Raw genomic sequence first — 25,127 nt, 5'->3', positions numbered from 1 at the left:
CTAATAATTACAATTTATTGTCAAATACTTAATAATAAAAACCTTGACAAATCATAATATATATAATATTATATTTTTAAAATAGGGTATCTCCCTCTTTTTCTCCCTTATTTTCGTAGATGGCTCTTAAATATCATGCTAAAGAAAGAGGTTTATCTCATTGTTCGTACAAAAAGCGCATGGCCCACACAGACTTTCTCTATTCCAAGCATGGACAACATTTGAACAAATGCTTTTACATAAACACACCTTACAAGAACGGTTAGCTCAAGTAGTAAGGGTGATTAGTGAGCTCGCACAGTTTGACCGCGGATGTTTGTTCTGGAACCCGACTCATTCAGCCAATTGCTCTCATATCTATACCTACCAGGTAAAAACAAAAGATGTCTGCTCGGTAATTAGTACAAGTGAATTAATCGACACCGTCTCCCCTTACCTAATCGATTGTCGTCCCCTCTACTTCGAAAATGTAAGCCCTTACATCCCAGAAAAATGGAGCAAACATTTCGCTTTAACCTCCGTCTATCTGCTCCCAATCTTACTTCCCAATCACCAGTATGAGCAGAAAAACATTGGCTTTTTCATCCTCGACATGAGTGGGCGCCCTTTCTATCCTACTTCTGAACTTATGCTTTTATTGGAAGCCCTGCACTTACAACTTTTGATCGCTATCCGCCCCTTTATCTATCCATTATCTGCACCGATTCTTCAGCAACCATCTCCTCTCACCTCGCGGGAAAAGCAGGTGTTGGAACAGATCGCAAACGGCTTGAGCACCAAAATGATCGCACATCACTTAACCATCAGTGAACACACGGTTAACGAATATGCTCATACGGTACTACAGAAGCTGCAGGCTAAAAATCGTGCAGAAGCTGTCGCTATCGCTATCCGCAGTGGATGGATTTCCTAGAGAGTGCTTCTCCGCTTCGGAACGACTAAAGGAGAAACCTCTCCACCTCCATCATCACTTTCCCAATGTAAATAGAGCATGCACCTTCCGGGAGCAACAAATTCCCATTGCAAAACCTTCTTCAAAAGCCTCTATGATCCTCTTTCGAATGCAAAGTGGTAAGGCTCCATTCCAGTGCATTTTATTATCTTTTTCTAGTAAATAAGGCAACACTCTCCACATGGCTGGTTTGCGGGAACATATCGACCGGTTGCACTTCTTCCACTTTCCATCCTCTCTCCCATAGGTAACGACTATCACGGGCTAAGGTAGAAGGATTACAAGAAACATAAACCAACCGCTTCGCTTCCATTTGCGATATCGCATCCAGCAACTCCGGTGCACACCCTTTGCGTGGTGGATCAACAACAATCACATCGGGGGAAAGCCCATCTTGATGCCACCTCGGCATCACTTCCTCTGCTTGTCCCGTTACAAAGTGGACATGCTCCATACCATTGAGCACAGCATTCTTTTTCGCATCTTCGATCGCTTGAGGAACCGCTTCCACTCCATAAACCAAACCCGCATGTTCTGCTAAGTACAAAGCGATCGTCCCAATTCCGCAATAGGCATCGATCACCGTTTCATCGCCCGTCAATTGAGCATACTTCCTCACTTGATCATACAGAACCTCTGTCTGCTCTGGATTCACCTGATAAAAAGAGTGAGGAGAGATAGAAAAGGTAACAGAGCCAATCTGATCTCGAATAGACTCTCGCCCCCACAAGAGGCGATTCTCTTTCCCCAGAATCACGTTGCTTTTGTGTCGATGAATATTTTGCACAAGCGAACATAAGCCAGGAAGTTTTTCACGCAATTCTTGAACCAACTTCTCACAATGAGGAAGCTTTTCTCCATTGGTCACCAAGATAACCATCTGTTCTCCTGTCTTCGTTCCAGTTCTAACAACAACATGGCGTAATAAACCTTGGTGCGTCTTCTCATTGTAAACAGACAAACCCCATTTTTGCGCTATCTCCCTAACTGCCAGAACGGCCTGATCATTTTCCGGCCGTTGAATGGGACACTGATCCATATCGATAATCTGGTGCGTACCCATCTGATAAAATCCAGCAATCACGCGTCCCTTTTGCTTTCCTACGGGAACCTGCGCCTTATTGCGATACTCCCAAGGGTGATTCATTCCGATGACAGGCCGAATTTGTACGTCTGTCAATTTAGCAATCCGCTCAAATTGATCGATTACTTGTGCCCGTTTCATCACCAACTGTGCAGGGTAAGATACGTGTTGCAACTGACAACCTCCACATCGATCATAGACGGCACAATCGGGTTTTACTCGATCCGGGCTCTGCTTCTCCCATGTAAGGACGCGTCCATGCCCATAAGTCTTCTTTACTTTTGTTACCTTTACCTGGGCAATTTCCCCCGGGATCGCTTGGGGGATAAACAAGGTAAATCCATCAATCCTCCCAATACCATCTCCAGAATGGCTTTGCCCAGTCACTTCAACCGTTACCTTCTCTCCCGGCTGAACCGGTGGCTTACTCATCGATCTCTCTCCTTCTTGTAACCCAATCTGTTAGCAAAAAATTTCTAAATGATGGGGATAAACCTCAAAACAACCGGAAACCGTCCCTCCCCATTCTCCATCTAGATTTAAATGCATGTCAGAAGAGGAGGCCACTTCGACCCGCTCTGTTTGAAAGTAAAACACATGAGGGTCCTGTGGATGTTCACCCCGTAATAGCAGGCTGATAATATGTAGGAGTTCAGGTAGACTACACTTCCGGACACCCAGTACATCCAATTTGCCATCCGTCAGCGTTGCTTGTGGAGCCAACCGGGGAAAACCGCCAATGGAAGGGCTATTTGCTACAACCAGCAGAATCAACTCTTCCTCCATTTGTTCAGCCTGGGTAGTCAGTTTTACGGGAAAGGGTTGCGCAAGTTTTCCTAACTTCTCCAATCCCTTCGCATAATAAGCCGCTTGACCGAGGAGCGTCTTGAGCCGGCTTGGCACTTCATACGTCACTTCCGTTAGCGAGCCTGCCGCAGCAACATTAATAAAGAAATGTTCATCCTTCCTGCATACATCCATCCGCTTCGTTTGCCCTCTACCAATTACCTCACACGCCTCGATTAGATCCCGCGGCAACCCAGAAGCACGGGCAAAGTCATTGCTTGTACCTGCCGGTATCACACCCAATTGTGGTCTTTTTTCCAAGCGCGACAAACCATTGACCACTTCATGTACCGTCCCATCTCCCCCAGCCGCAATCACCACATCATACCCATTTTCGCCAGCTGCTTTCGCTGCTTCAGCCGCATCCCAGCTTCCCGTCGTTGCATGGCAGGAAGTTTCCAGACCATATTCTTCTAACTTCCCCAAAATCGCATGGAGCTTTCGCTCCACCGCTTCCCTTCCAGAAGATGGATTATATATTAATCGTGCTTTCTTCATTTTTCTCCCCCCAATGGTCTAATGGTAACCCATTCCGATTAAGGATAAGTGAAAGCTCTATCATCTATCTATAAAATGGAGGGTGCCAATTCATGACCAACCATTCGTCTAATGAACCGTCTCCTCCACCTGAGCAGGTCCAATCACCTACAAAGACCATTGACCAACGGATTCTCCAGTCAATAAACGATTTACAGAAAACCATCCAAGCGGAAGAAGTGATTCTCTCCTTCACATCACAACTCCTTCTCGTGCATCCGGGTTCGCGTACAATATGGAATCCTGTCGTCACAGAAAATCATGCCATCGCTTATCATCTTTTAGCCGCTAATGGTGGCCTCAAACGCATCAACTGTGGCGATTGGCATCCCCAACTACTTACTGCCTTGATCCATTGCCTCTACTATACAAGAAACCATCAACGGGCACGCGTCGGCTCATTGAATCAATCGTGCTCTCAGATCGCTCCCACGGAGAAAGCCGCTATTCAATCGCTCTTCCACTGGTCTTCGATTGCAGAAGAGCAACTACAATGTACTCTTCAATCTACACAATCCGTCATTGGTATAGAACGTTGGAATGAACTTGCAAGTAATCAGGTTCCCCAAACCACTGGTGACTAATCGGACTTTCGTATGCGCCGTTGGGCTTGTAAGGCAAAGAAAGCAAAGAACAGGCTTATAATTCCCATTAAATAATTGCTCTCCTCTGCGTAGAAAAATTGAATAATCGCATTCCCTATCAAGATGGCCGCGAGTAGCAAATAGGTTCTTCGATGAAAGGGTTGACCGATAAATTCAAAGGCAAGCACGAAGAAATACAGCGCAATCGAAAAATAATGGACAGCGAGTAATGGCTGGGGCTCTACTGTTAGATGATAAAAGCCTCCTCCCAGCATCAAGAAGACAATTAGGATATAGAGAATGCTTACCATCTTCATTCACCTCACTTCTTCCTCAATAAATCGAGACTGCCCACATGAGGTGGGCAGCTTCAACGTTTCTCTATGCCTTTATTTTTTCTAAAATCATTTGGTTGACCATTTGTGGATTCGCCTGTCCGCGTGTTTGCTTCATCACTTGTCCTACTAAAAAGCCAAGTGCTCGGTCTTTCCCGTTCTGATAATCGATCACCGATTGTGGATTTTGCTGTAACACGGCTTCCACCACCTCAACCAACTTGCCTTCATCGCTAATCTGTACCAAGCCTTTGTCTTTGACGATTTGCTCAGGGTCGCCGCCTTGTAGGAGCAGTTCCTTAAAGACTTTTTTCGCGATTTTATTACTAATGGTCCCTTTCTGGATCAACTGGATCATGTTAGACAAAGAAGCAGGGGTTAAAGCAAGATCACCGAGTGCTTTCTCTTCCTTGTTTAAAAAGCCAAGTAGCTCAGTGGTAATCCAGTTGGCTGCTAATTTGCTTTCTGCCCCTTCTGCCACCACTTGATCAAAGAAATCGGCAAGCGGTTTGGTAGAGACCAAGATGTCCGTGTCGTAATCGGATAAACCCGCCTCCGTTTTATAGCGAAGCTTGCGCTCATCGGGTAGTTCTGGGATTTCGCTTTTCACTCGTTCTTTCCAATCCGTATCCAAGGAGAGCTTAACGAGATCGGGCTCAGGGAAATAGCGATAGTCATGTGCTTCTTCCTTACTTCGCATAACCACTGTTTCTTCTTTCTCTTCTAACCAACGCATCGTCTGATGCTGCACCTTTTCTCCACACTCAAGGACTTCTTGTTGTCGATCTTGTTCAAAATGAAGGGCTCTTTCCACATTGCGGAAGGAGTTGAGGTTCTTCAACTCGGTCTTTGTCCCAAAAGCAGATTGCCCCACAGGACGTAAACTAATATTGGCATCACAACGCAACGAACCCTCTTCCATCTTCACATCAGAGACATCCGTATATTGCATAATCAACTTCAACTTCTCTAGATAGGCACGTGCTTCAGCAGGTGTACGCATATCGGGCTCCGATACAATCTCGATCAACGGCATCCCCACGCGGTTAAAATCGACGAGCGAGCTTTTGCCGTCTTCCTCGTGTTGTAGTTTACCCGCATCTTCCTCTAAATGAACACGAGTGATGCCGATGCGTTTGGTTTCCCCTTCTACTTCAATCTCCAGCCATCCATTCTCACCTATTGGTTGATCATACTGTGAGATTTGATACGCTTTTGGGCAATCGGGGTAAAAATAGTTTTTGCGATCAAACTTACTGACGTCCGCTACTTCACAATGAAGAGCCATCGCAGCCTTCATCGCCAAGTGAACCGCTTGCTTATTCAACTTGGGCAGAACCCCCGGGTGACCTAAGCATATCGGACACGTTTGGGTATTGGGCTCTGCGCCAAATTGCGTTCGACAACCACAAAAGATTTTTGATTGCGTGGATAGTTCCACGTGTACTTCGATTCCGATGACGGTTTCATATCGCGTCATTGACCCACACCGCCTTCGAGTACAGGTTTAGGCAGACGTTCGCCTGCTTGTTCATAAGCATACGCAACATTGAGTAGCTTGGCCTCCGAGAAAGCTGGCCCCATCAATTGCAAGCCCACCGGCAAGCCATCCACTTGTCCGCAAGGAACACTGATCGCAGGAAGGCCAGCGAGATTGGCTGGAATCGTACAAATGTCATTCAGGTACATCCGAAGTGGATCGTCCACTTTCTCCCCAGTTGAGAAGGCTGGCGTAGGAGTCGTTGGCCCCAAAATGACGTCATAGTTTTGAAAGATGGCCTCAAAATCTTGTCGAATGAGCGTTCGCACCTTTTGCGCTTTGAGGTAGTAAGCATCATAGTAACCAGAGCTAAGGGTATACGTTCCAAGCATCAACCGTCTCTTCACCTCTGGACCAAACCCTTCGCTACGCGTCTTCTCGTATAACTCCAACAAATTTTCTCCTTCAATGCGCTGTCCATAACGAACGCCATCGAAACGAGCGAGGTTAGAGGACGCTTCCGCCGGTGCTAACAGGTAATAGGTGGCAACAGCGTAATCGGAATGAGGCAACGTTACTTCCTCTACAACTGCACCGAGACTCTCCAATACACGAATCGACTCTTCGATTTTCGCTTTAACTCCAGGATCAATCCCTTCCCCCATCATTTCTTTGGGGACCCCTACCTTTAAGCCCTTAATCTCGCCCGTCAGTGCATTGACGTAATCCGCTGGTGCTACTTGGGCAGAAGTAGAATCATTCGGGTCATGTCCAGCAATCGCTTGTAGGACATAGGCGGAGTCGGTTACATCCTTTGTCAAAGGACCAATTTGATCAAAAGAGGATGCAAAAGCGACTAATCCGTAGCGAGATACCAAACCGTACGTCGGCTTTAGTCCCACTACCCCACAAAAGGCGGCCGGTTGTCGAATAGAGCCACCTGTATCCGAACCCAATGCGAAATAAACCTCTCCCGCGGCAACAGCTGCCGCAGAGCCACCACTCGATCCTCCTGGTACACGTGAAAGATCCCATGGGTTTCGTACAGGGAAGAAGCCGGAGTTTTCATTGGAGGAACCCATCGCAAACTCATCCAGGTTGGTTTTTCCTATCATAATGGCATCGGCTGCGCGCAACTTCTTTATCACAGTCGCATCATAGATGGCTTCATAATTTTGCAAGAGCTTGCTCCCACAAGTTGTTTTCCAACCTTTCGTACAGTGATTGTCTTTGACGCCCACTGGTAAAGCGGAAAGCAAGCCATGCTCATCCACTTCACTTCTCTTATTTTCCAACTCTTTCGCTCGTGCACGCGCTCCCTCTTCATCCACGAATAAGAAAGCTTGTACTTGGCTATCTACCTCTTTAATCCGCTTCAGCGACGCCTCTACTAAATCTAGAGGGGTAATCTCCTTCGCAGACAACCGTTTATGTATGTCTGTAAGCGATTCATGTAATAGCGACATCGTATCCCTCCTATTCCTCAAATACGGCTGGTACCCGTATCATGCCATCTTTTTGATCTGGTGCATTTCTTAGCACCTCACGCCGATCCAGAGAAGGGCGTACTTCGTCCTCACGTAGTACATTCATGAGTGGAAGAACATGACTTGTTGGCTCCACTTCGGATGTATCCAATTCATTCAGCTTTTCCGCAAACTGTAGAATATCATTAAGTTGGCTTGTATAATCGCGTACTTCCTCTTCGTTCAGTGTTAAGCGTGCCAGCTTGGCAATATGCTTCACATCAGATGTTGAAATACTCAAGTGAATGTCACCTCCATCAAAATAAGCCAGTCCATTTTCTAAAGCCAGTATAGCACAAAATAGCGTCCAACCTTAGTCCTTCATGGAACCAGACATTATCCACTAACATATACTTATAGCGATAAGGGGGGATACCCATGGGCTCATTAGAACGATCGCATCGTAACAATCACCCACAAGCACCGGGCGAATGGGATCTCTTCACCCAGTTTCGCCAAGAAATCGACCGTATTTTCAAGCGCTTTTTGGATGACTCTTTTTTTAATAGCTCCTTCACTCCCTCACTGCCTTCTCTTCAAGTATCAGAAGAACACGATCGCTATATTATTGAGGCTGACCTACCTGGGATAGGACCAGAGGAGATGGAAATCGAGGTGCAAGGAAACATTCTCACCATCAAGGGAGAACGTTCTCTACAGAACGAAAGAGAGCAGGAGAGTGGAATGCGGATTCAGGAACGACAATACGGCTCTTTTTTCCGTACATTTACCCTGCCACCCAATACAAATCCGGACGCCGTTGAAGCCAAACAGAAAAATGGTGTCGTTTATATCCATATTCCTAAAGATGGTAGCCTTTCTAATCGTACAATCGATGTCGAACGATTGGATTAAGCACCCCTCTGCCGTCACACAGATGGCAGAAGGGGTTCGTCCATTCTTTCTAGACGTCGTACAGGCTTTTCCTCTACTTAGAGATCCATCTTATCATCATACACAAACATGCTTTTTGCTTAAGGTTTTTATTTTCCCATTGCGATTCCTCTCTGTTCATGTATAATAAATGCGATTCATCTTAACTTGGAGGAGATGCAACTATGTCTTGGTCGCGCAAAATCATCTTATCCGTGGCAGGAAACTCACTCGTCACAAAAATCGTATCCAGCATTGGCATGAAATTAGGGGCTGCTCGCTTTGTTGCAGGTATTCAATTAGAGGAAGCAATCCAAATTGTGAAAGCGCTTAACCAGGATGGACTGGCTGTCACTTTGGACTTGTTAGGCGAAAGCGTAACAACACGCGAAGAGGCAATTCGTTGTACTGATTCTGTACTCGCCATCTTCGATGCCATTCACACACATCAGGCAAACTCCAATGTATCCGTTAAATTAACCCAGCTAGGGTTGGATATCGATCCAGAGTTTTGCTATGAAAATATGAAACGAATTGCAGAAAAAGCGAACGCATTAAATAACTTTGTGCGAATTGACATGGAAGATAGTCCTCGCATCAATGTTACCCTTGACATTTTTAGACGTTTATTAGATGAATATGGAAAAAATACTGTTGGCGTCGTCATCCAATCCTACCTATACCGTTCTCAAACAGACGTTGAAAAGTTAGGTCAACAAAAGGTGAATCTTCGGATAGTAAAAGGAGCTTATAAGGAGCCAGACGAGCTGGTGTACCCCGATAAAAAAGAGGTGGATCAAAAATATCGTGATCTTGTGCAGCTTCATTTGCAAAATGAATGTTATACAGCCATCGCCACACATGATGAAGCGATTATTGAATGGAGCAAACAATTCGTAGAAGAAAACCACATTCCACGGGATCAATTTGAATTCCAAATGCTTTATGGCATTCGCGCTAGCCTTCAGAGACAATTGGTTGACGAAGGGTTCAAAGTTCGTGTGTATACGCCATTCGGAAAAGATTGGTACCCTTACTTTACGAGGCGTATTGCCGAACGACCTGCCAATGCACTGTTCGTCCTCAAGAGCTTATTTAAAAAATAGTAATATAGCGAGTGAAATGAGCATTCCTGTAGGCTTCAATCATTCTGAGAGTGAGCTCTTACCCTTATTTTCAAGGGTAGTTTTTTTCACTTAGTCAAATCAAGTGCCATCCAGTGGAGACGAAGGAGTTTGTCACCTTACAAGCGATAAGAGATCACACCCTGCTCAAGATCAACCATCTTGTAATAGGAAAAAGATTCTTTTCGCCAACAATTTTCTATGCAACTGGCCAACTCCTGAAACCAGTCTGGATCAGCAAAGCGCACATCGGTAATCAGGTATTCACCATCCACCGTTAACAGTCGAATCGCTCCGTCCCAAGTCAACTCCTCCACACAAACAAAGGGAATGTGGTGCGTATCCTCTTCCATTAGCACCAATTCCTCCTCTTTAATCTTTACCTCTCGGTATTGTCGGAGGCGTACCCAGCGATCATCAGTCAAAGAGATCAGTCCAACATCCCATGCCACTTTCCTCAGATGAGGAATCCACTGAGGATAATAGGGAAAATCATAGACCAGGTGTGTGCTTTCGATGGAAATTCGTTTCTGATCCTCCTCCCAACGCAGTTCTAAAATTTCCGATATTTCTATCCGTTGCTTTCTTCCCCATTTTACAATGACCAGATGAGCACCCCTGCGCTCAATCCTTTCACTCCACACACAATAAATAAAAAAAAGAAAGCCAGCGAACGTACCCGTCGCAGTCACCCCGATCACTACATTAACGACCCTTTCCCATGCGGAATAATCCATCAATGCAGGGTCAACAAACGAGAGAATGGCACCATTCTCTTCTAACATATACACACGAACAGGTTGTCCACTCTGGATTACCTTGCGAAGTTTTCCCTCATGCATGGGAGCATACAATATTGGATAATGGTTGGTCGGCGTGAGGACCTCCCCCGAAAGCACACCTTCCACTCTAATTTCCCTTTCTTCTACTTCTCCCCATACTGCCCGTGTTTCCCATGTTCCAACAGCGAAGACAGACACCAGGAGCAAAACAGTCAAGGCCATATAACGACGAGGATGACGCTTTCCCCAATAAGCAACAGAGGCGACTAAAATTATCGCAGGAAACCAGGCAAACAGATAGATCTCCATCATCCATAAAAGATAAAACGATGCCCCTGGGTACCAAATCTGATAGCCCACAAAAAGGAGTGCCGAGGCGAGTGTCGGTGTCCCAAGAAAAAAAGTCAGCCATGCCGTCATCACTCGGTTCTCCATTGAGTCGCCTCCTTCTAAGAACTTTTCTAATGTTACTCTATTTTATCACAATTTTCGCCTTATGAATGAGGCGTAACGAAGGTACAATCCGAGGGAACCTCCACTTCTGGTGCATAATAGGTAAGCTTTCTTAGAAAATAGCAAGACTCAGGCAAATGATGTTCGAGGAAAAGAAGTGTTGTCTTGTTCATCAAACGGGCCCCTTTATACTCCCGTATAATATACTGAACATAGCGATAAAAATCAATTACGGTCTTTGCCGTTACATAAGCCAACTTTTCTTGTCGCGGAAAACCGGTACTTTGTTTGCGCAAGTAACCATGGATCGCGCGATTTTGAAGCAACAACGCCGCAAACTGCTGTCGAAACTTTTCCGTCTCGCGAAACACATCAACCTCTATTAGATCAAGGTCAAAAGCAAGTAATGAAGCGTGCCCATACTGATCTGCCAACCAGAGATTGGATAGATCAACCAAAGATAGACGCGGTGGTTGTTTCCCGTATACATAGTAAGAAAGAAGGCGGATATACTCAGCATTTTCTCCTAATGTTCCATTAAAGTAAGTAGGGGTAAGCGATACCTGAACCTGATTGGCGATACGTAAGCTTTGTAGACGGCTCTCCAATTCATAGTATCCATTAATTACGGGGTAAGCCTGACTAGCAAACCGGACCATAGCAGGATCTTCAGGACCTGCCTTGTCGTCTAATTTTTTCAACTCTTCTTTTAATAACTCAAAGCGAGTAACATACTGTTCCGCTGCCGTCACCCATTCTTTTTCCTTCGGAGCGAGAAAATCATAGACGAATATAGCATGCTCTTCCAGAATACCCACCCAAAAAAGATGTTCCTCCCACGTAGTCAACTCTGCATTCATCCGCTCATCCCCCTCTAGGATCGGTCTACTCCTATTTATACTCTTATAGGAAGTACCTCAGCACATGATCCTCTAATTCTCCACCTGATTCCCCCGTGCTTCAGCTTGAACTCATCGAGTTTGAAACAGAGCAAGCAGGTCTTTTCCTTACTTTAGAGAAAGTGTTAAAGGAAGTATATAGAATCCTTTTACTCTTCGATTTCTTGTATCTCTATTAAAGAAAGGAAAATACTGATGACCATTTCAGATGTTCAACAAACGATGCAATCCTACAAAGATTTGTCCAGCCCCATTTTTAAAGAAAAAGCCTATCCTCTTTACAAAGAACTGCGTGAAGTTGCTCCTGTTCTTCCACTGCAAGGTTCAGATGGTAGACGACTATGGCTCATCACACGTTACAACGATGCACTCGCGTTACTCAAGGATCCACGTCTCAGCAAGGACCCTTATTCCTATCTTGAGGAGGAGCAACTAGATGAACTCATTAAAAATGAACAAGATTACCTCTCTAAGCATTTGCTCAACGCCGATCCTCCTGATCACACCCGCTTACGCAACCTGGTTCACAAAGTGTTTACCCCTCGAGTAATCGAAGAATTACGCCCACGCATCGAAGAGATTGCGACTCAGTTGCTTGCTTCTAGTAAAAAAGAGGGGAAATTTGATCTAATTGATGCCATCGCCTTTCCATTACCGATTATTGTCATTAGCGAAATGCTAGGCGTACCTACAGAAGACCGTGATCAGTTTCGCGAGTGGTCCAATTTTTTAGTGGAAGAAAGCTCGATAACAGATGAAGAGAAGGCAAATGAAGTGATGCGAGATTTCATGATGTACATCGGTAAACAAATCGCAGATAGAAGGGAGAATCCAAAAGAGGACCTCATCAGTCAATTGGTTCATGTAGAAGAAGAGGGAGATAAGCTGGACGAAAAAGAGCTATACTCCATGATTTTTTTGCTCATCATCGCTGGACATGAAACCACGGTGAACTTAATTGGCAACGGAATGTACGCGCTACTGCAGCACCCAGACCAATGGGAAGCGCTAAAAGAAGACCTCTCTCTACTGCCCACAACAATTGAGGAGATGCTCCGTTTTTATAGCCCAGTAGAGATGTCCACCGCCCGTTGGACACGCGAGGAGATTGTCGTACAGGAGACCGTTATTCCCAAAGGAGAAATGGTTATCGCCTCTCTCGCCTCTGCCAACCGCGATGAAAAGCAGTTCCCCCTCGCAGATACATTTGATATAAGGAGAAATCCCAACAAACACCTCGCCTTTGGTATGGGCATTCATTATTGCCTGGGTGCCCCTCTCGCCCGCTTAGAAGCGCAAATTACCTTTCAAGCGCTCATCAAACAGATGCCCACTCTCCATCTGAGTGAAGAGCTCCAAACGCCTCTATGGAGAGGGAGTCACCTCATGAGAGGACTAAAGTCCCTACCGGTTGAGATTTGAGTCGTCTTCAACCTCCCTCCTACCCTAGCTATATCCAGCAAAAAGACCGCCCCCACTAGGGGACGGTCTTTTATTCATTATCAGCTTATACAGCGTATTTGCCAGCTTCAATGATGCGCTTCGCAATTTCTTGTTTCAATGCCACTTCGTTGATCGGATCGAAACGGGTCAGTTTTTTCAAGATGGAAAGTTGCGTACGTAAGACGTCGCCTTCTTCCATCGCTGCGAGCGTATGACGGGAGAATTGTTCTACTTTAGCAAAACCGTCGTTAACATAAGCAGCCACGAGGTCGATTTTTGCTTGAGCTTTTTCTTCTCCATCTTTATCAATCGCTTTCTTAGCCCGTAGATAAGCACTTTCCATCGCGAAAATTTCAATGCCGATATCCGCAAGGTCACGCAGAATTTCTTGTTGTTTTTGTAGATCTTGTTGATACTTCTCTACTGCCAAACCAGCCGTCATAAGGAAAATTTTCTTCGCGTGAGCGATTTTCTTCGCTTCGGTTTCCAATGCTGCTGGGTTTTCTTCTGGCATAGCTGGCATCATGGTCATCAATTCTTCCTGCAGACCACCTGCAACCTGCAAGAGTGGCAGTTCGCCTTTCATTGCTTTCCGCATCAGGGTAGCCGGAATCAAGAGGCGGTTGATTTCATTGGTCCCTTCAAAGATACGGTTAATACGGGAGTCACGGTAGATGTTTTCTACTTCATACTCTTGCATGAAGCCATAACCACCATGGATTTGTACCCCTTCGTCTGCTACATAATCCAATACTTCGGAACCGAAGACTTTGTTGATGGAGCACTCGAGTGCATACTCAGAGATGGCTTTGGCAAATGCTTCACCGTCGTCTACGTCTACCGTGCTAAGTCCTTCGTCAAAATAGCCACCAGTACGATATACCATGCTTTCCAAAGCAAAGGTTTTCGCAGCCATATTCGCTAGCTTCTCACGGATCAGACCAAACTTAGCGATCGGAATGTTAAATTGCTTCCGTTCTTTCGCATAGTTGGTGGATATTTCGATCACACGCTTAGCGGAACCGAGTGCACCCGCAGCCAACTTGTAACGACCAATGTTCAAGATGTTAAAGGCGATGACATGACCTTTACCTACTTCACCCAGAAGATTTTCAGCTGGTACTTTCGCATCTTCTAAGATGAGGGTACGGGTAGAGGAACCTTTGATCCCCATCTTCTTCTCTTCTGGACCGGTGCTAACACCTGGGAAGTCTTTTTCAACGATGAAAGCGGAGAACTTATCGCCATCGATTTTAGCGTATACCACGAATACATCAGCAAACGCGGAGTTCGTAATCCATTGCTTCTCACCGTTAAGAAGGTAATGTTTTCCATCTTCAGTCAAAGTAGCCGTCGTTTTTGCACCGAGCGCATCCGAACCAGATACCGGCTCGGTCAAAGCGTACGCAGCAATGCGCTTACCGGTAGCCAAGTCAGGCAGGTATTGTTTCTTCTGCTTTTCGTTTCCGAAGAAGACGATTGGCAAGGTACCGATTCCCACATGTGCACCATGGCTGAGACCAAACGAACGAGCCAAGGAGAATTTCTCGGTGATCAATGTGGAGCTGATTTTATCCAAGCCCAATCCATCGTATTTATCAGGTACATCGGCACCCAATAGACCCAAGTCCCCAGCTTGCTTCAACAGACGAACACTGTGGTCAAAGTTGTGCTGTTCAATTTCTTCCAAAACCGGCATAACTTGCTCTTTCGCAAAGTCTTCCGTGGTTTTGGCAATCATTTTTTGTTCTTCATTTAAATCTTCTGGAGTGAAGACATCGCTTGGTGCATGGTCTTCGATGAAAAAGCTTCCACCTTTTTTGATGGTTTCTGTCGACATATGTCGTACCTCCCAAAATAAATGTTATTTAGTCAACCATTTCAATGACACCAGCGGCACCCATACCGCCACCGATACACATCGTAATCAATCCGTATTTTCCGTTGCGACGCTTTAATTCATGCATGATCTGTACGGTAAGCTTCGAGCCGGTACAGCCAAGTGGGTGACCCATGGCAATCGCGCCACCATTTACGTTGACAATATCTTTGTTAAGTCCCAGCTGATTAATCACTTCTAAAGACTGCGAGGCGAATGCTTCGTTCAGCTCAATCAGGTCTACTTGATCCAAAGTGATCCCAGCTTTTTCGAGTGCTTTTGGAATAGCGACAACCGGACCGATTCCCATCACATCAGGATCTACTCCACCTAGCATAAACGAGCGGAAGATGGCTATCGGCTTAATTCCAAGCTCTTCTGCACGTTCACGGGACATCACGATCACACCTGCAGCACCGTCACTGGTTTGCGAGGAGTTCCCTGCGGTCACAGATCCACCCACACGGAAAGCGGGCTTCAACTTCGCAAGTCCTTCCATCGAACTGTTAGGACGAACCCCTTCGTCGGTATCGAAGATAAATTCCTCTTCTTTCACCTTGCCGTCTGCACCGAGCGTACGGTTGGTTACTTTTACCGGTACGATTTCATCTTTAAAGCGTCCTTCTTGGATTGCTTTATACGCCTTCTTGTGACTTTCCACTGCAAAGGCATCTTGCTCTTCACGCGAGATGTTGTAACGTGTTGCTACTTCCTCAGCGGTATGGCCCATCGACATATACGCTGCTGGATTATGCTCCATGAGGTAAGGGTTAGGAGCCGGTTTGCTTCCGCCCATCGGCACCATACTCATGCTTTCGACGCCACCTGCAATGATGACATCCGCAAAACCAGCCATAATTTTTTCGGCCGCGATACCAATTGTTTGTAAGCCGGAAGAGCAAAAACGGTTAACCGTCATCCCAGGAACCGTGGTTGGCAGGCCTGCACGCGTCGCCACAATGCGCCCAAGGTTCATTCCTTGTTCTCCTTCTGGGAATGAGCAACCTAAGATTACATCTTCTACATCTTTGGGATCCAGTTGCGGTGTGCGATTCATCAATTCGCTCACAACCGTCGCGCCAAGTTCGTCTGGACGATGGTTCTTCAGTGCACCACGATTCGCTTTACCTACAGCGGTACGTACACCAGCTACGATAACTGCTTCACGCATCTGTCTTCCTCCTTCACACTTTTTCATTTCCGTTCATATGAGCAAGCGAGAGGGATGAACATCCACCTCACTCGCTCGATTTGGAGCTAAGAGAAATCTGTTCGCTTTCTAATTTGGTCTACAAGATTCTCCCTGTTCGATACGATTAAATCTCATAGAGACACTTCTATCGTCATCAAACCTCTAGTTACGTAGTGGTTTGTTCTTGGACAACATATGCATCATACGTTGTTGAGATTTGGGTTCGCCTGCAAGGCTCAAGAAGGCTTCGCGCTCTAGGTCTAAGAGGTACTCTTCCTCTACGATGGTACCCTCTGGCAAGTTGCCACCGGAGAGAACAAACGCGAGCTTGCTTGCAATCTTGTAATCATGTTCCGAAACATAACCCGATTGCAACAGGTTGTATGCCCCTAAGCGCAGGGTGTTATATCCCGTTTCCCCAACAACCGGTAGTTTCATTGGTTTCGGTGCACGATATCCGCGCTTCGCCATGGACAGCGCCGCCTGCTTCGCATCATAGATGAGGTGATCTTTGTTCACCGTCATGCTGTCACTCGGGTTCAAGAAGCCGTATTGACGTCCCTCTTCCCCACTGGTCGAAACTTTTGCCATAGCAATCGTTTCAAAAGCTTTATTGACAGCTGCTTGCAGTGCGATCGAATTTTTCGGATCGATCCCTTGCGTCAGACGGTATAAGAGCTCCTTATTTCCGCCACCGCCAGGGATAAGCCCTACGCCCGTCTCCACGAGACCCATGTAGGTTTCACCTGCAAATTGAATGTGGTCAGCCGGCAGAATCGTTTCTACTCCGCCACCCAAGGTCATGCCATGAGGAGCTGCGACGACTGGAATATCCAAGTAACGCATGGCACCCATGGTTTTTTGGAATTGACGAATCATCATATCGAGCTCTGGCCAGTTATGGTCTTGAGCTTCCATAAGAATCAACATCAGGTTGGCGCCGATGCAGAAGTTCGGAGCTTCGTTTCCGATAACGAGACCATCAAATTGCTTATGCCCTTCATTCGCAGCATATTGCAACATGCTGAGGATGTCGCCACCAATCGCACCTTTCGGGGAATGGAACTCAATCATGCCAATGCCATCGCCCAAGTCGATCAAGCTAGCACCACTGTTCGACTTTACCACCGCGCCTTGTGCTTTTAAGCTAGCGAGCGAGATTGATTTTGGATGCTCTTCGATTCCTTTGAACTCGCCACCCAGATGGAAGGCAAGTGGTTGATGATTCTCTTCTTGATAGAAGGAGGTTTTACCAGAAGCCAATAGTTCTTCTACTAGCTGCGGAATGGTTTCGCCTTCTTCTTTCATCCTGGCAACGGATTTCTCCACACCGATTGCATCCCAAACTTCAAATGGACCCATGTCCCAATTAAAGCCCCACTTCATCGCTTGGTCGACACTTACGATGTCGTCAGCAATTTCTGGGATACGTGCAGCAGCATAGAGAAGTACCTTTTTCGTGATCGTCCAAGCAAGTTCACTCGCTTTGTCTTTACCGTACATAAGCGCTTGCAGTTTCTCTGCATCTGTTTTCGCCCGTTTGGACATCTCTAGAGATTGTGCTTTTAATTTCTTGCGTGGTTCATATTCAAGTGTTTGAGGGTTAAGGGCATAAATTTCTTTTCCTTTTTCCCCTTTTACTTTTTTATAGAAACCTTGGCCTGATTTAGAGCCGAGCCAGCCGTTATCCACCATTTTTTGTAGAAGGGCAGGCACCTCAAAGGCTTCCTTCTCAGCTGGATCTTCAACGTTTTCACGTACGTTGTGACAAACGTGAATAAAGGTGTCCAGTCCGACAAGGTCCGCGGTACGGAACGTTGCACTCTTCGGTCTACCCATTGCCCGACCGGTTACAGAGTCAATCTCATCCGGGCCCAGTTCCAAGTCGTTCATCGCTTTAAATGTCATCTGCATCCCATAAACACCGATGCGGTTAGCAATAAAGTTAGGTGTATCCTTAGCAATAACCACACCTTTGCCTAGTGGACCTTCCGCAAACGCTTTCATCTGTTCCACGATTTCAGGCTTGGTTTCTTTCGTTGGAATGATTTCAAGCAATTTCATGTAACGAGGCGGGTTGAAGAAGTGTGTTCCAAGGAAGTAAGAACGGAACTCTTCGGAACAACCAGCTACCATATCATTGATTGAAATCCCGGATGTATTGGAGCTGACAACCGTCCCTGGCTTCCATACTTTTTCAATCCGGCTGAAGAGATCTTGCTTAATTTTCAGATTCTCGATAACTACCTCAATGATCCAGTCTACTTCAGAAAGTTGATCGAGATCGTCCTCTAAGTTACCTACCGAGATAAGATTGGTAACATCTTTTGTATAAAGGGGAGATGGTTTCTCCTTCAGCAAACGATCCTTCCCTGTTTGAGCTAGACGGTTACGAACCGCTGGATCTTCCAAAGTCAAACCCTTTGCTTTTTCCTTATCTGTAAGTTCGCGTGGAACAATATCCAACAATAGTGTTGGAATCCCCACATTGGACAAATGACCAGCAATAGCTGCACCCATCACACCAGAACCGATGACAGCCGCGCGTTTGATACTCGCCAATTTCGTTCCTCCTCTCGTGGTCGCTTACGTATATTTGTAAGCTTCACGTGGTTATTCGATCAGAGATCCGAAAGATTCGGACAGGCAATTCTTTTGCACCTATTTCTATGAATGAATGCTCATTCATTCGAAGGGGTTAAAAAACACCTTCCTTCGGATAGGCGTCTATCTTCGACTTTTTCCCTCAAACATCTTTATTGATAAAAGATGTGACGTATTCCACACAGCCAGTGCCATGGGAGTTTTCGAAGCAAGGGGCACGGACACCGTTCCCTCTCCGAAGGCTTCCGTCATTAGCCTTTACAAGTGGAGCCAAATTGACTATAGGATTTTCCCTCTCACGTTTAATTATCGATCTGAAAAGGAATTTCGTCAAGGGGGTAGTGAACATTTTCAAACAAAAAAGGGGCCGAGAGTATTCTGCCCCTCGTCCCTTTACTTAGTCTTCAAAGTACTTGGCATTGATCTTAACATATTCCTTCTCATCATCTGGTACAAAATCTTCTTCGAATATCGCTTCTACTGGACAAACAGGTTCACACGCACCACAATCAATGCAAGTATCCGGATCAATATAAAACATCACATCATCACCATGAATCGCATCTACCGGACAAACCTCCACACATTCTGCCGCTTTCTCTACTTTACATGGGGAAGTAATAACAAAAGCCAACGAATAATTCCTCCTTTTATGGGTTCCAAAAGAACGAATGCTTAAAAATTAGGAAGGATTCACTCAGTTTCTACTATTGGTCTAGCTACACTCTAAAGGTATTCGTGACAAGTGGACAACATTCCTGTCACAGCCTTCCTACTCAAAATTTACCCTTAGATAGAAAGATCGAAACATTCTTTTATAATTGAGTTTGGTATGAAGCGAGCCTTTTTCGAAGCCTGGCACTTACACGAGGTGAGCTATAATTGATTAATAGATATATATGCTATATTTTAAAAATTGTTGAATAAATGCATCATTTATATTAATATACAACTTAGTTTCAATCGAGCATGCTTGATGATCAAAGGAGAGGGTAATTTGAACCAACCTCAATTAAGCCTTTCTACTAGCGCAAAGCCTGTTTACAGACAAGCCTTTCGAGATGCCACTCCAATTGTTATCGGTTACTTTACGGTCTCTGCTGTGTTCGGCTTAATGGCAGTAACACAAGGACTTCCACTTTGGTTACCAGTAGTCATGAGTATGGTTGTCTATGCTGGAGCTGCACAGTTTTCGTTTCTAGCATTGATTGCTGCAGGCGCACCCGCCTTGTCGTTGATCATGACAACATTTCTAATTAATTTGCGCCATTCTTTAATGTCTATTTATATGGCGCCCAAAATGCGAGAGAGTGGGATAAAGAAAGGAGGAAGATGGATGTATGCGATGGGATTAACAGATGAATCATTCGCTATTCATAGCGAGCTTTTTGAAAAGAGAACACTTAGTACACAATATCTTGTCTCTTTTAATGCTTTTTGTCATGTAGCATGGATCGTTGGTTCATTCACTGGAGGTTTAGCTGCCATTTATACAGATCAAATCACATCCATTAAACTAGAATATGCACTGACTGCAATGATGTTGTATGTTCTCGTCTCTTTGGTTAATTCCAAAGGCAAGGTGGGTGTTGCATTAGCCTCTGTTATCACCATGTGTGTATTAAATGTAATCATGCCTTCTTACTTTAATATCTTTTTTGCAACAGCAGTCGGTTGTGGGGTGGGAATATGGATGCGACGTACTTAGTTCTCATTGTGGTGCTGATGGCAGTCGTCACCTATTTTCCACGTGCACTTCCTCTGCAAATTGATGAGAAGTATTGGCCACAGTGGTTACACACTGTGGTAGAATTTTTGCCAGTAGCGATTATCGCCTCTATAACCGTTCCTGGGTTAATTGTACAAGAGGCGACGATAACTTTTATCAGCCCGGAAGTAATCGCTGCTATTCCGACGCTGATCTGTGCTTACTATACACGTAGTTTAATGCTTAGCGTTGTAGTTGGCACGTCCATATATATTGTTCTGCAATTATTCATGTAAGAACCATTAATGATTTCATATAAACTTCCTTTTTCGTACAAAAATCTCCCCAACATCTTTATATTGCAAAAATAGGAATCGAGAGGGGAAGCTTCCTCTCTCGCTATTTACAAGTTCATTTCTTATACTTCTTTCGCAAAAAGAGAAGGGTCGTTGTTACTCCGAAGATAAGCAGGAAAAGACAGAGAAACCAAATAACATTTTCTACACTACTTAATAACGCCATAGAAACATCCCTAATTTTCAGATTTGTTCTATCATACCAGTTATCTGATTCGCTGTGAACCAGTTGAACATACTCACCATATGGCATACACGGCTCACTCAAGTCCACTTCCGTAGGTATGAATTATGAGCAATCGAAGCTCTCCAAAGAGGGTATGTAACCTCCTCATAAAAAAGCATCTCTTGAAAGTTACATGTTCTTGTTGATCTCCTCTTTCGTTGTTTCTTTTCACCTCTTCATAAAAGCCTCCTCCTAGAAGGAGAAGGCTTTTATCTAATAACCCAAGAAACACGAGAAGCATTATCCACAACGAGAAAGATGCCTTCTGTAGCAAAAAAATTAAAGGCAGGGAATGATTGATCAAATAATATAAATTCCTTTCCTGCATTCACTCCTGATGACAAATCTACAGACGGGTCAACCTTCTGCTCTATTAAAATCGTTATATCAATAGCATTTCTGGGAACACGAATCGATGCAGATGCTCCGGTTTCAATGTTGGATCTTCGTTCTTTTATTATGAATATTTGATTTGATATCTTGTAAGTGACAACTAAATTCATAGCATGAGAGTTAAAATTGGTTAACGCTACTACCGCCATAAAATTCCTCCTATTCTCTCATATTTATTCATTAATCTCTCTCTTTCTAGGATATGCTAGTTTTTGAGAATGGATTGGACTACACAAGTAACAAATACTACAGAAAGATATTTGGTATAAAAAAAAGCGATGGCACCCATACCATCGCTTTTTCTAGTCATTCTCTCACAAAAATTTTTTCAAACCTACTTTTTAGACCTCTCACCTCTCGTGACAGAGAATAAAATGCACTCCCTTTTTATCCTTCGATCCATGTTGTCAATTTCTCAATAGCAAAACGGGAGGTTTCTCGAGGCTCAACCGCTTCTTTTCCAAGTGCAATCAGCATTACAGGCATATACCGTGAATCAATGTTAAATTCCTCTATCAATTTCTGCGGGTTAAAACCGCCCATCGGACAAGTATCCCAGCCCTTTGCCTTTGCAATCAGCATCAATTGCATCGCCATCAGCGAAGCGTTCAGTATAGCAGAGTCACGAGCTGTATGCTCTCCCTGATAGGCACGGTTTATATTGCCTACTAATGTCTCATATGCCTCTTTCGTCATTAAACCCTCTTCCACTAACGGAAGAAAGACCGCATCTGCATTTTTATTTGCTTCGAGATCACCTAATATCGCGATAACAGCTGAGGCTTCACTCACTTGTGGTTGATTAAAGGCAATCGGCAACAGCTTCTTTTGCGTTTCCTCCCCTTTGAAAACCATGAAATTCCAATGTTGCAGATTCCAAGAAGACGGGGCTGTGGTTGCTTCTTCTAAGATCTCTGTCAGTTCCTTCTTTGAAATAACGGCATCTGTTTGATAATGTTTAACGGATTTTCGTTCTCGCATCACATGAATAATTTCTTGGTATGTACTCATCATTTTCCTCCTGTATATCAGATCGAAATAACAAAATGGATTTTTCTTTCGTCCAATCTATTCTTTATTCTAACCCAAGCGGACAGGATCACTCAAACAGCTTCCCACAGGAGAAAGACGAGTGCCTCTTCGCCAACTTCGAGCAAAGAAGTTGGGGAAGCACATTCATCGATAGGATGTTAGGTATATATTACCGTACTACCTTAAAATTCAATAAAAAAATGAATTTAGCTATATTTCATGTTAATATAAAATTATAAAGAATTGCATATGAATGATTGGAACACAAACACGTCTTGGAGGAGAAATGATGATCACCATCCAAAATGCAAGTAAAACCTACAGCGGGTCCACTGCCCGAGCAGTGGATGATTTAAATTTAACGATTCAATCAGGAGAAGTTTTTGGCTTTCTCGGACCCAATGGCTCAGGTAAAACTACTACCATTAAGATGATCACCGGCATTTTGTCTCCCGACAGTGGAAGCATACATATTGATGGCATTCCAATAAAAAATCAGCCCGTCGAAGCCAAACGTCGCATCGGCTATGTACCAGATTCTCCTGAACCGTACGAAAAACTGACAGGAAGCGAATATATTCAATTCATTGCGGATATGTATCAAGTCCCGTTGGTTGAGCGCAAAAAGCGCCTTCCTGTCCTCTTGAAGCAGTATCGCATGGAAGAAGCGGTCGATCACTATATTCATAGCTATTCGCGCGGTATGAAACAGAAGATCACCATTATTGCTACCTTGTTACATCAACCACCCGTTTGGATTTTGGACGAGCCCATTGTTGGCTTGGACCCACAGTCTGCTCATGTATTAAAAGAAACGATGAAACAACATAGTGAATTAGGTCACACGGTCTTCTTTTCCACACACGTACTGGAGGTGGCAGAGAAATTATGTGATCGCGTCGGTATCATCCAAGATGGGCGTTTGCTTGCTGTTGGTACGATGCAAGAACTACAACGCGGAAAAGGAACACATATCCAGGATCACACCACGTTAGAAAATTTATTTCTTGATCTCACCAAAGGGTCTGATACGAATAACTAGTCTTCCGATGCTACAAGTCATCCCATCCGCAGCATCGGCAATGTATCGATGAAAGGAGAATTGGCGTATGTCCCCGTTTTTCTCTCTACTCAGACTTACTCTGCGAAATCTCTTTCCCTTCTCATATATCAGATACCGTCTATTCATAAAAAAGGATTTTACCGTAGAGGCGATCTCCGCCATTTTGGCGATTTTCTTTTTCTTGCTCTCACAATCGATCATTATCCCTACTTCTATGGCACTTTTTCACCTATTGTCTGGCGCACAACAAGAAGAGGCGATGCTGACAGGAATCATCATCCTAGCACAGGCATCTAGCTTTATTTTCGGCCTTACCTATATTTATAGCCACCTTTATCACAGTCGCGATGTGGAATCTTTTCTGCCTCTCCCGGCCTCACCTGCCCATGTACTGGCCGCACGCTTCGTTGGCATTTGGGTGTATGAGGTACTTACTTTGACTCCTTTCATCCTTTCTCCCCTCCTCGTCTATGGCATCATGAGTGGGAGTGGGTGGGAGTACTATCTCACCATGGGCATACTTTACCTAACCTTACCCATCTTGCCCATCACGTGTGCAGCTTTGGTCGTCATGCTCCTGTTACGGGTTATTCCTTTTCAGCGTGCCCGCACTTTAATCACCATCTCCCTTCCTCTTATTGGACTTTTTCTCTACATCTTTCTCATGTCCAACTCTTACGAGGGAGGCATGAATATAGAATCGATACAATATTTACTTACCAGCTCGAGCCTGGTATCGTCACTGGGAGAATGGTTCCCTCCTAGCATTTGGGCGACGGAAATGCTTTCCTCCTCGTTTGTTACCACATGGTTCTCATGGGGATTGTGGATTCTATTACAACTGGTAGCGACCACGGGCTTTATATTCCTTGGGAAATATGTATACTATCCGAGTATAAGACGAAACCAGGCGACGTCGCTTCGTAAAAAAAGAAAATCAAAAGGAATCCAGTCACAAGCACAAACCCTTCACTCACCTGTCATCGCTCTCTTCTTACGCGAGTGGAAAACCTACATTCGTACTCCTGTCTTTGTTGTTAATACCATTGTTCTCCCGTTGCTCATGCTCGCTTGTATCGTTCTTCCGCAGATCAATCTTCAGGAGCAAAGCATCGATAGCTTCCTAAAGGGGACGAAAAGTGGGGACCTGGTGGTGTGGGGGACCGTTTTCATGATGACTTTTATTTCTAGTTCAAATGGTGCCTCTTATTCTGCAATTTCAAGGGAAGGACGCTTCCTCTTTCATTCACAGATGCTCCCGATCTCAGGGGGTACCTGGATACAAGCCAAGTGGCTTCATCTCGTCGCGCTCAATACGGTGATGATTTCCATTTTGACGGGAGGAACTTTTCTTCTCCATGCCTCCCTCTCTATCACGCTATGGGCATGGATACTCTCCCTAATGAGTAGCACCATATTCATTCAAATGGGATTATTTTTGGACCTTGCCTCCCCTAAACTGGATTGGAACAACCCCAAAGAGGCTATCAGTAAAAATTTCAATGGATTCACCATGATGATTGGGGTCATCGTATTTTCAATCACATTAGGCTCCCTTATCTATTTTTCTTATTGGCTCCACATACCAGGATGGTTGATTATGAGTCTCGTTGCTTCTCTTCTTGCAGGAGTCAATTATGCTTTATGGAAAGCTTTATTGCTCCATGCTGACTATAAATTTTATCACCTAGAATATTGATATAACCTGGACGATAATAAAAACCACTATCTTAGTGGAAGAAGGAGATCCTCGTAT

Annotated in this window: 23 protein-coding genes; 9 read left to right on the top strand and 14 right to left on the bottom strand. The window is 44.7% G+C overall.

The window, feature by feature from the left end:
* Positions 1–160 precede the first annotated feature (160 nt).
* Positions 161–913 carry a helix-turn-helix domain-containing protein gene (locus AC6RGY_RS10210; protein ID WP_499862628.1) on the top strand — a complete coding sequence of 251 codons (753 nt, stop codon included), beginning with the start codon at positions 161–163 and terminating at the stop codon, positions 911–913.
* A 184-nt stretch (positions 914–1,097) separates the two neighbouring features.
* Here the strand turns inward: AC6RGY_RS10210 and rlmD are convergent, their stop codons facing one another.
* Both rlmD and AC6RGY_RS10200 read right to left on the bottom strand, forming a co-directional pair.
* Positions 1,098–2,468, bottom strand: coding sequence for a 23S rRNA (uracil(1939)-C(5))-methyltransferase RlmD (gene rlmD, locus AC6RGY_RS10205; RefSeq protein WP_499862625.1), 1,371 nt, complete (start codon positions 2,466–2,468; stop codon positions 1,098–1,100).
* A gap of 30 nt (positions 2,469–2,498) precedes the next feature.
* Complete coding sequence (locus AC6RGY_RS10200) at positions 2,499–3,380, bottom strand: YegS/Rv2252/BmrU family lipid kinase (RefSeq protein WP_499862623.1); 882 nt, start codon at positions 3,378–3,380, stop codon at positions 2,499–2,501.
* A 92-nt stretch (positions 3,381–3,472) separates the two neighbouring features.
* Between AC6RGY_RS10200 and AC6RGY_RS10195 the strand changes: the two genes are divergently transcribed.
* Positions 3,473–4,003, top strand: a complete 531-nt coding sequence (locus AC6RGY_RS10195) for a hypothetical protein (protein WP_499862621.1) — start codon at positions 3,473–3,475, stop codon at positions 4,001–4,003.
* Here AC6RGY_RS10195 and AC6RGY_RS10190 read toward each other — a convergent pair.
* The 4 genes from AC6RGY_RS10190 to gatC all read right to left on the bottom strand — a co-directional run bounded on the left by AC6RGY_RS10190 (position 4,000) and on the right by gatC (position 7,585).
* Positions 4,000–4,320 carry a hypothetical protein gene (locus tag AC6RGY_RS10190; protein ID WP_499862618.1) on the bottom strand — a complete coding sequence of 107 codons (321 nt, stop codon included), beginning with the start codon at positions 4,318–4,320 and terminating at the stop codon, positions 4,000–4,002. The genes AC6RGY_RS10195 and AC6RGY_RS10190 overlap by 4 nt on opposite strands.
* A gap of 64 nt (positions 4,321–4,384) precedes the next feature.
* A complete protein-coding gene (gatB, locus tag AC6RGY_RS10185; RefSeq protein ID WP_499862617.1) occupies positions 4,385–5,818 on the bottom strand; it encodes an Asp-tRNA(Asn)/Glu-tRNA(Gln) amidotransferase subunit GatB in 1,434 nt (477 codons plus the stop codon).
* On the bottom strand, positions 5,815–7,284 hold the full coding sequence (gene gatA, locus AC6RGY_RS10180; RefSeq protein ID WP_499862615.1) for an Asp-tRNA(Asn)/Glu-tRNA(Gln) amidotransferase subunit GatA: 1,470 nt from the start codon (positions 7,282–7,284) through the stop codon (positions 5,815–5,817). Before gatA ends, gatB begins: the two co-directional genes overlap by 4 nt.
* 10 nt (positions 7,285–7,294) lie before the next feature.
* Complete coding sequence (gene gatC, locus AC6RGY_RS10175) at positions 7,295–7,585, bottom strand: Asp-tRNA(Asn)/Glu-tRNA(Gln) amidotransferase subunit GatC (protein ID WP_499862613.1); 291 nt, start codon at positions 7,583–7,585, stop codon at positions 7,295–7,297.
* A 137-nt stretch (positions 7,586–7,722) separates the two neighbouring features.
* On the opposite strand from gatC, the gene AC6RGY_RS10170 reads away from it, so the two are divergent.
* Complete coding sequence (locus tag AC6RGY_RS10170) at positions 7,723–8,199, top strand: Hsp20/alpha crystallin family protein (RefSeq protein WP_499862611.1); 477 nt, start codon at positions 7,723–7,725, stop codon at positions 8,197–8,199.
* Positions 8,200–8,402: 203 nt separating this feature from the next.
* A complete protein-coding gene (locus tag AC6RGY_RS10165; RefSeq protein WP_499862609.1) occupies positions 8,403–9,323 on the top strand; it encodes a proline dehydrogenase family protein in 921 nt (306 codons plus the stop codon).
* A 137-nt stretch (positions 9,324–9,460) separates the two neighbouring features.
* Here AC6RGY_RS10165 and AC6RGY_RS10160 read toward each other — a convergent pair whose 3' ends face one another.
* Both AC6RGY_RS10160 and AC6RGY_RS10155 read right to left on the bottom strand, forming a co-directional pair.
* Positions 9,461–10,558 (bottom strand): hypothetical protein, encoded by a 1,098-nt coding sequence (locus tag AC6RGY_RS10160; RefSeq protein WP_499862608.1) that lies wholly within the window; start codon positions 10,556–10,558, stop codon positions 9,461–9,463.
* Positions 10,559–10,617: 59 nt separating this feature from the next.
* The gene (locus AC6RGY_RS10155) at positions 10,618–11,436 is read right to left on the bottom strand and encodes a DUF2935 domain-containing protein (protein WP_499862605.1); all 819 of its coding nucleotides are present in this window, start codon (positions 11,434–11,436) and stop codon (positions 10,618–10,620) included.
* Positions 11,437–11,670: 234 nt separating this feature from the next.
* Here AC6RGY_RS10155 and AC6RGY_RS10150 point away from each other — a divergent pair, with 234 nt between their 5' ends.
* Positions 11,671–12,897, top strand: a complete 1,227-nt coding sequence (locus tag AC6RGY_RS10150) for a cytochrome P450 family protein (RefSeq protein WP_499862603.1) — start codon at positions 11,671–11,673, stop codon at positions 12,895–12,897.
* A gap of 85 nt (positions 12,898–12,982) precedes the next feature.
* Here the strand turns inward: AC6RGY_RS10150 and AC6RGY_RS10145 are convergent, their stop codons facing one another.
* The 4 genes from AC6RGY_RS10145 to AC6RGY_RS10130 all read right to left on the bottom strand — a co-directional run bounded on the left by AC6RGY_RS10145 (position 12,983) and on the right by AC6RGY_RS10130 (position 19,227).
* Positions 12,983–14,758, bottom strand: coding sequence for an acyl-CoA dehydrogenase FadE (locus tag AC6RGY_RS10145; RefSeq protein WP_499862600.1), 1,776 nt, complete (start codon positions 14,756–14,758; stop codon positions 12,983–12,985).
* Positions 14,759–14,786: 28 nt separating this feature from the next.
* Positions 14,787–15,968, bottom strand: coding sequence for an acetyl-CoA C-acyltransferase (locus AC6RGY_RS10140; RefSeq protein ID WP_499862598.1), 1,182 nt, complete (start codon positions 15,966–15,968; stop codon positions 14,787–14,789).
* Positions 15,969–16,151: 183 nt separating this feature from the next.
* Positions 16,152–18,551, bottom strand: a complete 2,400-nt coding sequence (locus tag AC6RGY_RS10135; protein ID WP_499862596.1) for a 3-hydroxyacyl-CoA dehydrogenase/enoyl-CoA hydratase family protein — start codon at positions 18,549–18,551, stop codon at positions 16,152–16,154.
* Positions 18,552–18,990: 439 nt separating this feature from the next.
* Positions 18,991–19,227: a ferredoxin family protein gene (locus tag AC6RGY_RS10130; protein ID WP_499862594.1), complete on the bottom strand. Its 237-nt coding sequence runs from the start codon at positions 19,225–19,227 to the stop codon at positions 18,991–18,993.
* 363 nt (positions 19,228–19,590) lie between these two features.
* Between AC6RGY_RS10130 and AC6RGY_RS10125 the strand changes: the two genes are divergently transcribed.
* Both AC6RGY_RS10125 and AC6RGY_RS10120 read left to right on the top strand, forming a co-directional pair.
* Positions 19,591–20,301 (top strand): AzlC family ABC transporter permease, encoded by a 711-nt coding sequence (locus tag AC6RGY_RS10125; RefSeq protein WP_499862593.1) that lies wholly within the window; start codon positions 19,591–19,593, stop codon positions 20,299–20,301.
* Positions 20,283–20,597, top strand: a complete 315-nt coding sequence (locus AC6RGY_RS10120) for an AzlD domain-containing protein (RefSeq protein ID WP_499862591.1) — start codon at positions 20,283–20,285, stop codon at positions 20,595–20,597. Before AC6RGY_RS10125 ends, AC6RGY_RS10120 begins: the two co-directional genes overlap by 19 nt.
* A gap of 495 nt (positions 20,598–21,092) precedes the next feature.
* On the opposite strand, the gene AC6RGY_RS10115 is transcribed toward AC6RGY_RS10120, so the two are convergent.
* Both AC6RGY_RS10115 and AC6RGY_RS10110 read right to left on the bottom strand, forming a co-directional pair.
* Positions 21,093–21,425: a hypothetical protein gene (locus tag AC6RGY_RS10115; RefSeq protein WP_499862589.1), complete on the bottom strand. Its 333-nt coding sequence runs from the start codon at positions 21,423–21,425 to the stop codon at positions 21,093–21,095.
* Positions 21,426–21,663: 238 nt separating this feature from the next.
* Positions 21,664–22,290: a nitroreductase family protein gene (locus AC6RGY_RS10110; RefSeq protein ID WP_499862588.1), complete on the bottom strand. Its 627-nt coding sequence runs from the start codon at positions 22,288–22,290 to the stop codon at positions 21,664–21,666.
* Between the two features lie 307 nt (positions 22,291–22,597).
* On the opposite strand from AC6RGY_RS10110, the gene AC6RGY_RS10105 reads away from it, so the two are divergent.
* Positions 22,598–23,350: an ABC transporter ATP-binding protein gene (locus tag AC6RGY_RS10105; protein ID WP_499862585.1), complete on the top strand. Its 753-nt coding sequence runs from the start codon at positions 22,598–22,600 to the stop codon at positions 23,348–23,350.
* 67 nt (positions 23,351–23,417) lie between these two features.
* Complete coding sequence (locus AC6RGY_RS10100; RefSeq protein WP_499862583.1) at positions 23,418–25,070, top strand: putative ABC transporter permease subunit; 1,653 nt, start codon at positions 23,418–23,420, stop codon at positions 25,068–25,070.
* Positions 25,071–25,127: the final 57 nt, after the last annotated feature.

It is taken from the genome of Mechercharimyces mesophilus (genome assembly GCF_059818345.1).
The sequence above is the reverse complement of the archived record's forward strand: the minus strand, read 5'-3'. Positions and strand labels throughout refer to the sequence as shown.